A 10,837-nucleotide genomic window follows, 5' to 3' on the forward strand; every position below is an offset into this window, starting at 1 on the left:
ATTTAACGGTTACTGATCAAAGCCAAAACATTTCAAGCAAATTGTGCTATCATGCACGGTTTTTCACTGCCACAGATTCAACAAAGAGTAAGCAAAGATGAGCGATATGCATTCCCCTACTTCTCAAGTAGCGGCTCTGATTAGCCGAGGCAAAGAACAAGGTTACTTAACTTACGCTGAGGTTAACGATCATCTGCCGGACTCGATTACTGAAAGCGAACAGATTGAAGACATCATCCAAATGCTTCAAGACGTTGGTATTCCTGTACACGAGCGTGCACCTGAATCTGACGATACCATGTTCGGTGAGTCGGCTGACGCAACTGATGAGGTTGCTGAAGAAGAAGCTGCTGCCGTACTTGCATCGGTTGAAAATGAGCCTGGACGTACGACAGACCCTGTACGTATGTACATGCGTGAAATGGGTACAGTTGAGCTGTTAACCCGTGAAGGTGAAATCAGCATTGCCAAACGTATTGAAGAAGGTATCCGTGATGTCCTTAATTCAATTGCTTACTGGCCAAATGCTGTTGAAGTTGTATTAAAAGAATATAATGATTTTTTAACTGGCGAACGCCGTCTTGCAGATATTTTATCTGGCTACCTCGATCCTGAAACCGATGAAGATATCCCTGAAGTTTTAGAAGAAGTTGAAGAGCTTGAGGAAGAGGACGAATCATCTTCAAAATCAACCAAAGAAGTTAAGCTTGATGATGACGATGAAGAAGAAGAATCTGAAGGTGATGATGACTCTGAAGGTGATTCAGGTCCAGACCCTGAAGTTGCAAAAGTTCGTTTTACTGAACTTGAAGCTGCTTGGGCTAAAACAAAAGCTGTTGTTGAAAAGCATGGTCGTAACAGTCCAGAGGCTGAAGAAGCTTTAGAAGCTTTAGCTACTGTGTTCATGATGTTTAAATTTACACCACGTTTATTTGACATCATCTCTGAAATGATTCGCGGTACACATGAGCAAATTCGTGCCAATGAACGTGAAATCATGCGTTATGCAGTACGTCGTGGCCGTATGGACCGTACTCAATTCCGTACATCTTTCCCTAAACAAGAATCTAATCCAGCTTGGTTAGATGAACAAATTGCTAAAGCACCTGCTGAAATTAAGGCGCATTTAGAAAAAGTTCGTCCAGATGTTTTAGCATTCCAGCAAAAGATTGCAGATATTGAGAAAGAGCTTAGTTTAAGCGTTGCTGAGATTAAAGATATCTCTAAACGTATGGCAATTGGCGAAGCGAAAGCACGTCGTGCCAAGAAAGAAATGGTAGAAGCCAACCTCCGTTTGGTAATTTCGATTGCGAAGAAATATACTAACCGTGGTTTACAGTTCCTTGACTTGATTCAAGAAGGGAACATTGGTTTGATGAAAGCTGTAGACAAGTTTGAATATCGTCGTGGTTATAAATTCTCGACTTATGCAACTTGGTGGATTCGTCAGGCGATTACCCGTTCGATTGCCGATCAGGCTCGTACGATTCGTATTCCAGTACACATGATTGAAACAATTAACAAGATCAACCGTGTATCTCGTCAATTGTTACAAGAAATGGGGCGTGAACCAACACCTGAAGAATTAGGTGAACGCTTAGAAATGGACGAAGTTAAGGTTCGTAAAGTACTTAAAATTGCTAAAGAGCCTATCTCAATGGAAACACCTATTGGTGATGATGAAGATTCACATCTTGGGGATTTCATTGAAGATCAAAACATCACTTCTCCAATTGATGCTGCGACTTCAGAAGGCTTAAAAGAAGCAACTCGTGAAGTATTGGAAAACTTAACTGAACGTGAAGCAAAAGTATTGAAGATGCGTTTTGGTATTGATATGCCAACCGATCACACACTTGAGGAAGTAGGTAAACAATTTGATGTAACACGTGAACGTATCCGTCAGATTGAAGCGAAAGCATTGCGTAAATTACGTCACCCTTCTCGTTCTGAACATTTACGCTCTTTCTTGGAAAATGACTAAGTTTTGAAAGCTTGAAATTTCAAAACCAAGCCCCATTTAATAGAAAGAGCTATAAACGCCTGCGATAATGCAGGCGTTTCAAATCATGAGGTAACTTATGTTAGACCGCACTCCATCTCGCGAACTACAAGAACATCTTTGGGTATTTCCGATGGATTATCCAATTAAACTTATTGGCGATGCGGGTGAAGAATTACGTGTTGCTGTAGTCGATATTTTGGTAAAGCATTTTCCAGACTTCGACCACTCAACATTAAAAGTTCAAGAATCTCGCACCGGCAAGTATCATTCTTTAACAGCACAATTGCGCTTCGAAGAATTGGAACAAGTTCATGCACTTTATGCTGACTTGGCTGCTTGTCCGCAGATTAGAACTGCGCTTTAATTTTAAGTTCTTCAATAAATACCACAGTCAGGCATTCTTACTGTGGTATTTTTTTGGAAATTTTACAACCTAACGACCACGAAAAACCTTACAAATATTTAGAATTCCTTTTATAAAATCCTTTAAAATTACAGGGTTTTCGGCTTTTATCTAGTAGATATGATCTGGGTGCCGCATAAACTAATTATAGGAAGATATTGTGATGAGCCTTGATAAACCTAACTTAATCATTCGGCAATGGAACGATTTACAAGATTATCAAAGCAAATTTGAAACCATGAAACTCTTAACAAATGAGCGAGATCAAGATACGCCCGATGAGTTATGGTTACTTCAACATCATAATGTTTTAACTCAAGGTCAAGCTGGTAAACCTGAACACATCCTAATTTCATCAGATATTCCAGTAGTACAAACTGACCGTGGTGGACAAGTGACTTGGCATGGACCCGGTCAACTTGTGGCTTACTTCATGTTTGATCTTAATCGTCTAAAGTGGAACGTACGCACATTGGTCAGTTTTGCTGAACAATTCATGATAGATGTTTTAAAAAAATACGGAATTGAAGCGTATGCAAAGCCAGATGCACCAGGAGTTTATGTGGATGGCCGTAAGATTGGTTCCCTAGGCTTTAAAATTCGTCGTGGCCGTAGTTACCATGGGTTAGCGCTAAATCTGGACTGTGCCCTAGATGGATTCCAGACGATCAATCCTTGTGGCTATGCAGGTTTAGAAATGGTGCGTATACAAGATTTGGTGACTCCTTATCCATCATTCACTCAACTTTGCCAAGACTTTATTGAGTATATTAAGAATACTGGGTACTTTAATGACCCAGAAGTCAAAACCGAATAAATCGCTTTGCGATGAAATAAAAATAGATTAGAGTAATTACTCTAAATTTGCTTTTGCATAATTTTAACAAGGGATACGCGAGTGATTTCGACAAAAGCTGTAAAGCCTACTCTGCAACTTGCCTACGTTAAGCTCATGATGGATGTTGTTGGTCGTGGCTTAGTCATGGCAAGTCAAGTGGACTCTGAAATACAAGAGGAAGTATCTAAATTTCCTGTTCACTTTGTACTTTCAATGAATGTTTTCCCAAATGGACCAGCATTTTTTGCTCGAGTCACAGAAGACAAACAGTTAGAGCTACTCAAAAGAGCTGAAAGAAAGCCAGACTTAACTATTACATTCAAACATGTAACTCATGCATTTTTAGTATTTTCTTTTCAAGAAAGTACTGCCCAAGCATTTGCGAATGACCGAATGATTGCTGATGGTGATGTATCTGCTGCCATTCGCCTAGTACGCTGTCTAAATAAAATGGAATCTCTTATTTTACCAAAATTGGTTGCGTCTCTTGCAGTCAAAGAATACCCAACCGAACTCACCCTAAAAGAAAAATTCAACGAAGCTGCAAATATTTACTTAAAAGTAGCTAAGTCCTATTTCAAGCGGAGCGCATAACATGGCTAAACCATATTACGAATTCTTTTGTCCTGTAAAAGTCATTGCTGGTAATGCTGCGTTAGAACATATTCCGTTTGAACTTGCGACTTTAGGCGCAAAACGCCCGCTCATCATTACAGATAAAGGTGTGCGCGCAAATGGCTTACTCAACCCGATTGAAGCTGCATTCAGTACGACTGATGCTGTCATTGGTCATGTGTTTGATGATGTTCCACCAGACTCAAGTTTAGAAGTCGTTCGTCTTGCCGCAGAAGCTTATCGCAAGAATAAATGTGACGCGATTATTGCGGTAGGTGGTGGTTCAGTTATTGATACCTCAAAAGCAACTAACATTTTAGTGTCTGAAGGCGGAGATGACTTACTTCAGTATTCTGGTGCACACAACTTACCAAAACCATTAAAACCATTTTTCGTAATCCCAACTACATCAGGTACGGGATCTGAAGTGACTATGGTTGCCGTGGTTTCAGATACGCAAAAGAATGTTAAATTGGCATTTGCCTCTTATTACTTAATGCCACATGCAGCGATTTTAGATCCACGCATGACGCTTACATTGCCACCTCATTTAACAGCAATGACAGGCATGGATGCCTTAACACATTGTGTTGAAGCGTATACATGTATGGCTGCCAACCCACTCAGCGATGCTTATGCAAGTGCTGGAATTAAAAAGATTAGTGAAAACCTATTTAATGTTCTTGAAAATCCGAACGATTCACAAGGTCGTTTAGAACTAGCACAAGCCTCTACAATGGCAGGTATTGCATTTTCTAATTCAATGGTGGGCCTTGTACATTCTTTGGGTCATGCTTTAGGTGCTGTTGCTCACCTGCCTCATGGTTTATGTATGAATTTATTCTTACCGTATGTACTTGAATATAATAAGCAGGTAAATGGCCAAAAAATTGGTGAATTACTATTGCCATTAGCTGGTGCTGATATCTATGCACAAACTCCAGCAACTCAACGTGCAGACCGAGCAATTGCAACAATTTTGGCAATGCGTGATCGTTTATTTACTTTAACCAAGTTACCACGTACTTTACGTGAAACTGGTAAAGTAACTGAAGCACAGCTCGATGAAGTTGCAGAAAAAGCACTAAATGATGGCTCAATTATTTACAACCCTAAAGAAGCAAGCCTAAAAGATATTCGAGAGATCTTACAAAAGGCATGGTAATACAATAAGTTAAATTATAAACCTCTATGTAAGATCCTGATTTATATATAAAATCAGGATCTTTTTTACAGCTATAAATTTGTACTCATTATTTTATTTGTAAATATGGCAAAAAATTTGCTAAAAAATCGATGAAAGTACTGACAATTTGCATCAATTTAGGATAGATTGGCGCACTTTATCTTTTTCTGTAGGGGGGATCGTTCGTCTCAAACGATCCTTAACACCAAGCTGATCCTTGATCAACGATTATGAGGATAACGCCGTTGACAACTATCTCTGGGACTCCGTCTGTAGTTAAGCTACAAAAAACGCTAGGTCTTTGGCATATTATTATTATTGGTTTAGCCTATATTCAGCCAATGACATTATTTGACACATTCGGCCTAGTTTCCGAAGAAAGTCATTACCATGTTCCGACTTCGTATATTTTTGCATTAATTGCCATTTTGCTAACATCGATTAGTTATGGACATATGATTAAGCGCTATCCATCTTCAGGTTCAGCTTATACCTATGCACAAAAATCAATTCACCCTAATGTTGGTTTTATGGTGGGTTGGTCATCTTGGTTAGATTATTTGCTTTCACCAATGGTCAATATTATTTTGGCTGGCATTTATCTTGATGCATTATTCCCTACAGTCAATCATTGGGTATGGGTAATTGTATTAACCGCTTTCATGACTGGTATCAACTTACGCGGTGCACGTTTTGTTGCCAATTTTAATAGCCTCATTGTATTTGTACAGTTACTCGTCATCGGTATATTTACTTATCTGGTCTATAGCAAATTACAAATGGGCTATAATGCAGAAGGCCCTATTACAGCAGCAACCCGTTATCAGTTATGGAGTCTAGAGCCTTTTTGGAATGAGTTGACCTCAGTAGGGGCATTGGTCACTGGTGCAACATTACTTTGCTTCTCGTTTACCGGATTTGATTCTTTAAGTTCTTTAGCAGAAGAAACTAAAGATACTGAAAAAACATTACCTAAGGCGATTTTTTTAACAGCACTTATCGCTGGAGTAATTTTTGTCATCAGTACTTACTTCATGCAAATTTACTTCCCTAATGATCCTAAAAACTACTTTGAAGATGTTGCAGCAACACAGCCAGACATTTTATTACTTGTAGGCGGATCATTATTTCAGTCCTACGTTCTTGCTTTTGCAATTATTACTGTCATGGCATCTGGTATTTCAGCTCATGCAGGTGTATCGCGCTTGATGTATGCAATGGGACGTGATGGTGTCATCAATAAAAAAATCTTTGGTCATGTTAGTCCAAAGAACTATACGCCTTCATACAATATTCTTATTGTTGGTGTTGTAGCACTAGCAGCAGGTTTCATGAGCTTAGATATTGTCATTTCAATGATTAGCTTTGGTGCGTTAACTGCATTTACATTTGTTAATTTATCAGTGATTTCACGCTATGCTTTACGTGATGGCCGCACAAAGAATTTCAAAGATATTTTTAACTTTGTAATTATTCCACTCCTTGGTTTCTTCAGTATCTTCGCCCTATGGCTTGAGATTGAAGAGACAGCCTTAAAATATGGCTTATGGTGGGCAATGTTCGGTATTTTATACCTAGGTTATAAAACTAAAGGGTTTAAATATCAGGCACCTCAACATAATGAACATGAATAATAAAAAAGGCGCTTAAAGCGCCTTTTTTTATGGTCAAATTAGCCAAAAATTTTGTTCACAATATCTTGTACGCGTTTTGCATAAAGTTTCGCTGTTTCAAGGTCTCCAGTAGGAACTTCCTCTACACTCGCATCAGAAGGTGATTGAACCAAAAGCCCAACTGAACCGCCTAAGTTATTTACATCTTCGCGTGTTGCATCTTTTGTATTCGCTGGTAATAAACCAAGGCTCACCCAAATTCCACCATGTTGCGATGCTAAAGTCTGTAATTGAATAAGAGTAACCTGCTTATCCCCATTTAAGCTCGCGCTGTTTGTAAAACCTGCAAAGACTTTATCTTGCCAACCACGTGTAAACCAAACTTTTGAAGTTGCATCAGCAAACTTTTTAAACTGCCATGGTGCTGTACCCATATAAGTCGGAGCACCAAAAACAATCCCCTTCGCATCATTTAATGTCTGCCAATCTTGTTCAGTAATATTACCTTCTTGATCAATTTGGATGAGCTGAGCATTAATTTCGTTTGCAAACGTTTCAGCCACTACTTTAGTGTGGCCATAACCAGAGAAATATACAACCGCGATATTAGAGTTAGACATGGGAGCAAACCTTTGTTTTATTAAATTCCACTTTATGATATATTTTAGAAACTAGGTGTCAATTAGTTACTAACTGGTAACTATGGCAATTTTTTAAGAAATTAGCAGGTAAATAGTATGAATGAATGTCTAAAATATAATGTTTTTCAACAACATTGCCCTGCTCGTTTATTTTTTGAAAAAATTGCAGATAAGTGGGTTTTATTAATTTTAAATGTACTTGAAGAGGAAACTCAGCACTTCAACTTGCTCAAAAAGAATATTCAAGGTATTTCGCCTAAAGTCTTATCACAGAAGTTAAAAATGCTGGAAAGAGATGGTTTTATTGAGCGTAAAATTCAGAATACGTCTCCTATTCGTGTTGATTACTCACTAACTTCTCTGGGGCAAAATGTCGCTTCAATGGCGTTCCAATTAAAAGAATGGGCCGAAACCAATATTGAACAGGTTTTAGCAGCCCAAATGACTTATGATGAAAAAGTGCTAGAGCAAGCTTAACTCATACTTCCCTTTAAATTTTATCGCTCATGAGTGGCTCAACTTAATTAATTTTAATCGGCTCAGGTGGTGCACTTATTTTAAATTGGATAGTTAAAGGTTCACATTGTTTTAACTCTTGATCACTCTTCAAATAAGTGCTTTCTAGACCATATTTCCAAGTACCATTCATGACATCAAATGCTGGATAATTGACAATAAAAGTTTTGGTTTCACCTGGCAGATATTCGTAAGTTTGAGTCTCTTTACACTCATTTTCTGGGTAAGAGCGCTTTGTATTTCCAAGTAAATAAAGTTCTAAAGGTACATAACATGCAGGTTGTTTTTCTTGTATTTTCTCTAATCCCTTATTGGTTTGAGTAATCTGCAAAGCCAGAGTACCGTTTAGAGTTAACTGCTGTGCATATTTAAAAACAGTTTCTTTTTCTATGGGTTCACGCGTTACATTATTGAGAAACTGTAGTTTGCGATGTAAGCCATGACAATCATCTTCAACGGGTGCAGGCAACCAAATTTCATTATCTTTTGAGTCGCCTTTCTCTCCATCGGCCGGTGTTTCAAAATCACCCGGTTTACCAGGTTTAGTCGGATATCCTGATCCCCCTAAACTTGCACCACCTGCGAATAAATCCTCTCCACAAGCGGTTAAAAGACCACTTGTCAAAATGAAGCTCATGGATATTATTAATTTTTTATAAGTTGTTTTCGTCATATTGATAAGCTCCGAAACGGAAAGTTTTAGTTGCACCCTCTTTTCCTTCATCTAGTGCACAACGTTCAATAGCTAATTTAAGTACTTGTAGTGATAAATCTTCCCATAAGCGTAAACTTGCTTCTTTAAGTAGAGTGATCGATTCATCTGTTAGTTCATCAGCAAAAATTGCTTGTTCTAAATAGGGTTCTTTTTCGGGCTGAAATAAATTATGAACTCCAGCAGCTAAATGTGCTTCTAAATTACTCGTTAATAATTTTCGAACCTCAAATTGCTCTACGTCAGGCATAAAACTACGCTGCTGCAACATCACAAGGCCATCTTCTTCTTTCACAATATTTAGGCGTTCGAGTTCATTCAAAATAGATCTTGGATGCTTTTCAGTTGAGACTTTCTTTACTAAATTTTCAAAACTAACCTGATCATTACTTACAAATGGAATTTTTTCTGCCAATCCCTCTGCAAGCCACAAACCAATCACCCTAGCAGGAACACTTACTGGCTCTGCTACTTTTGCCTCTGTTAAAGGCTGACCAGCCTGTATTGCCTTTTTAAATGCATTCACGTCTTTGCGATGTAACCCTGAAAGTAAACTGACTGCTGAATCAGTTGGCTTTTGCTCTATACGCTCAAGCTCACTTAAAGCCTGTTGATAGAAAACAGGTTTTAAAGCAGTTACAAAGTCGTTATATCCCACTCCTGAACGAATTAACCATTGCGTCAGGTATTCCATTAACATTAATACCTGCTTCTGATTAAGTTCTGCATTGTTCGTTTGGAGTGTGGTCATAGAGTAACAATTTTCCTTCATATTTGAAAAACAGTATGGGCCGAGCAATTGTCACACTGAACGGTTTAAGATGCAATTTTCATTCTTAGACCTCTTTTGGAAACCGATCAACATAATGATTTGGCGCATTAAAATGGGTAAAAGAAATACTGATTGAGACATCTAAACTTTCTACACTATGCCACCAACCAATTGGGATAAACAAAGCTTCCCCAGCATTCAAAATACATTCCACTGGAGTGATTGATCTTGCCAACGGATATTTTTCAAAATCAATTTTATTTGCATTACTTAATTCACTAAACACCCAATGATCGTTATATAGATGAGGAACTTGTAAGGCAGGAATTAAAGTTACTTTTTTGCGTCCATAAATTTGAACCAACATATTATTCGTTAAATCATGATGTAATGGCGTAAATGTTCCTTTAGGTCCAAACCATAGAAAACTACGTTCATCCTTTAAAGCCAAATTACAGTAACCATCTGCAAAACCATCTATATCTGCAAATAATTCTTGAAGCATCTGATGACTATTTGATGCATTATTTGCAGTCATATAAAAATCATTGCTAGCATCAACTGACATAACTTTTGACACGAACTCAGACATCTTCATTTTTTGTTTTAGAGATGGAGAATGTCTTTCAAACTGATCATCTAAATTTCTATTCATTTGGACTTCAACCGAATGATGGCCAAATCTAGAAGCAAAATATTGAGGAGACCATTTATGTAAAGCCGGCCAATGTTCTATTCCTTTTTTTAAAATTACAGGGCGATGTTGACTATAGTAATCTTTCACAAAATCAGAGAACTGTGGAGCAGTAATTGAAGGAATTTTTTTACAATAGTCCGAGTTTAGCTGCGCCAATTGATCTACAGTTTCTATTAACCATTCACGTTTTTTAAGTTGATGATGCTTTTTCTCCAAAACTTTATATAACTGATTATTTTTTAAATTATTTAAATATTCACTTATGTTTAACTGCTCATACCCCTGCTCGACCAATATTTTTACTATTTCCGCAGATGTCTTCTCATTTAAGATTTGCTCAATTACCCATTCCTGATCGTGATCAGATAACGTCTGAAGATTCAAATTATTTACTTTAAGTTTTGGACCAAATCCATTTGCTTTTAACACCTCAACCAATTGCTCAATTCCACATCCCTTTTCTAAGTTTTCTTCAAGCCAGTTTTTCCATTCAAATGGCAATTGGTCAAACCATTTTTGGCTTTGTTCGAATATTTCAATTTGATTATAAGCTGCCATGTTGAACCTTTTTTCAAATTTGATCTTTACAACTGCATTATAATTGATCTATTTTAAAAATGTTAAATTTTCACATTTTTAATAAAAAAGGGTTCATGTGATGAATAACATAGTAAAAGGAAGCAGCATAGCTTTGATTTTTATAGCTTTAAGTGGGTGTGGGTCTGACGATAATGATTCGACACCGACACCGACACCGACACCGACACCGACACCGACACCAACACCAACACCAACACCAACACCAACACCAACACCAACACCAACACCAACACCAACAC

At 37.8% G+C, this 10,837-nt stretch carries 11 protein-coding genes and 1 pseudogene; 8 read left to right on the top strand and 4 right to left on the bottom strand.

The annotated features are described in order from the left end of the window. Positions 1-97 precede the first annotated feature (97 nt). The 6 genes from rpoD (at position 98) to RMA94_RS00675 (ending at position 6,681) form a co-directional block, all read left to right on the top strand. Positions 98-1,984: an RNA polymerase sigma factor RpoD gene (rpoD, locus tag RMA94_RS00650; RefSeq protein WP_002116414.1), complete on the top strand. Its 1,887-nt coding sequence runs from the start codon at positions 98-100 to the stop codon at positions 1,982-1,984. Between the two features lie 97 nt (positions 1,985-2,081). Continuing rightward, positions 2,082-2,369: a YbeD family protein gene (locus tag RMA94_RS00655; RefSeq protein ID WP_002116017.1), complete on the top strand. Its 288-nt coding sequence runs from the start codon at positions 2,082-2,084 to the stop codon at positions 2,367-2,369. Positions 2,370-2,571: 202 nt separating this feature from the next. After that, a complete protein-coding gene (gene lipB / locus RMA94_RS00660; protein ID WP_005064548.1) occupies positions 2,572-3,225 on the top strand; it encodes a lipoyl(octanoyl) transferase LipB in 654 nt (217 codons plus the stop codon). Positions 3,226-3,306: 81 nt separating this feature from the next. After that, the gene (locus RMA94_RS00665) at positions 3,307-3,840 is read left to right on the top strand and encodes a hypothetical protein (RefSeq protein WP_311081446.1); all 534 of its coding nucleotides are present in this window, start codon (positions 3,307-3,309) and stop codon (positions 3,838-3,840) included. Between the two features lies 1 nt (position 3,841). Then, positions 3,842-5,026 carry an iron-containing alcohol dehydrogenase gene (locus RMA94_RS00670; RefSeq protein ID WP_017386748.1) on the top strand — a complete coding sequence of 395 codons (1,185 nt, stop codon included), beginning with the start codon at positions 3,842-3,844 and terminating at the stop codon, positions 5,024-5,026. A gap of 251 nt (positions 5,027-5,277) precedes the next feature. Further along, positions 5,278-6,681 (top strand): APC family permease, encoded by a 1,404-nt coding sequence (locus RMA94_RS00675; RefSeq protein WP_171265344.1) that lies wholly within the window; start codon positions 5,278-5,280, stop codon positions 6,679-6,681. Between the two features lie 38 nt (positions 6,682-6,719). On the opposite strand, the gene RMA94_RS00680 is transcribed toward RMA94_RS00675, so the two are convergent. Then, positions 6,720-7,280: a flavodoxin family protein gene (locus RMA94_RS00680; RefSeq protein WP_311081448.1), complete on the bottom strand. Its 561-nt coding sequence runs from the start codon at positions 7,278-7,280 to the stop codon at positions 6,720-6,722. Positions 7,281-7,397: 117 nt separating this feature from the next. Here RMA94_RS00680 and RMA94_RS00685 point away from each other — a divergent pair, with 117 nt between their 5' ends. Beyond that, positions 7,398-7,778, top strand: coding sequence for a helix-turn-helix domain-containing protein (locus tag RMA94_RS00685; RefSeq protein WP_002116344.1), 381 nt, complete (start codon positions 7,398-7,400; stop codon positions 7,776-7,778). 43 nt (positions 7,779-7,821) lie between these two features. On the opposite strand, the gene RMA94_RS00690 is transcribed toward RMA94_RS00685, so the two are convergent. From RMA94_RS00690 to RMA94_RS00700, 3 genes are all read right to left on the bottom strand, one after another. Next, positions 7,822-8,454 (bottom strand): hypothetical protein, encoded by a 633-nt coding sequence (locus tag RMA94_RS00690; RefSeq protein WP_311081452.1) that lies wholly within the window; start codon positions 8,452-8,454, stop codon positions 7,822-7,824. 16 nt (positions 8,455-8,470) lie between these two features. Beyond that, complete coding sequence (locus RMA94_RS00695) at positions 8,471-9,280, bottom strand: DUF6502 family protein (protein WP_311081450.1); 810 nt, start codon at positions 9,278-9,280, stop codon at positions 8,471-8,473. 85 nt (positions 9,281-9,365) lie between these two features. Further along, positions 9,366-10,556, bottom strand: a complete 1,191-nt coding sequence (locus tag RMA94_RS00700; protein ID WP_311081451.1) for a cupin-like domain-containing protein — start codon at positions 10,554-10,556, stop codon at positions 9,366-9,368. A gap of 100 nt (positions 10,557-10,656) precedes the next feature. Between RMA94_RS00700 and RMA94_RS00705 the strand changes: the two are divergent. Next, a pseudogene (locus tag RMA94_RS00705) lies at positions 10,657-10,837 on the top strand (endoglucanase); the annotation flags it as partial.

It is taken from the genome of Acinetobacter sp. V115_6 (assembly GCF_031799025.1).
Lineage (GTDB): Bacteria > Pseudomonadota > Gammaproteobacteria > Pseudomonadales > Moraxellaceae > Acinetobacter > Acinetobacter pittii.

What these genes read in the sequence shown, in the direction of transcription:
- RMA94_RS00695 (WP_311081450.1), bottom strand. Translation starts at nt 9,280, where the DNA reads ATGACCACACTCCAAACGAACAATGCAGAACTTAATCAGAAGCAGGTA.
- RMA94_RS00700 (WP_311081451.1), bottom strand. Translation starts at nt 10,556, where the DNA reads ATGGCAGCTTATAATCAAATTGAAATATTCGAACAAAGCCAAAAATGG.
- lipB (WP_005064548.1), top strand. Translation starts at nt 2,572, where the DNA reads ATGAGCCTTGATAAACCTAACTTAATCATTCGGCAATGGAACGATTTA.
- RMA94_RS00670 (WP_017386748.1), top strand. Translation starts at nt 3,842, where the DNA reads ATGGCTAAACCATATTACGAATTCTTTTGTCCTGTAAAAGTCATTGCT.
- RMA94_RS00675 (WP_171265344.1), top strand. Translation starts at nt 5,278, where the DNA reads ATGAGGATAACGCCGTTGACAACTATCTCTGGGACTCCGTCTGTAGTT.
- RMA94_RS00680 (WP_311081448.1), bottom strand. Translation starts at nt 7,280, where the DNA reads ATGTCTAACTCTAATATCGCGGTTGTATATTTCTCTGGTTATGGCCAC.
- RMA94_RS00685 (WP_002116344.1), top strand. Translation starts at nt 7,398, where the DNA reads ATGAATGAATGTCTAAAATATAATGTTTTTCAACAACATTGCCCTGCT.
- RMA94_RS00690 (WP_311081452.1), bottom strand. Translation starts at nt 8,454, where the DNA reads ATGAGCTTCATTTTGACAAGTGGTCTTTTAACCGCTTGTGGAGAGGAT.
- rpoD (WP_002116414.1), top strand. Translation starts at nt 98, where the DNA reads ATGAGCGATATGCATTCCCCTACTTCTCAAGTAGCGGCTCTGATTAGC.
- RMA94_RS00655 (WP_002116017.1), top strand. Translation starts at nt 2,082, where the DNA reads ATGTTAGACCGCACTCCATCTCGCGAACTACAAGAACATCTTTGGGTA.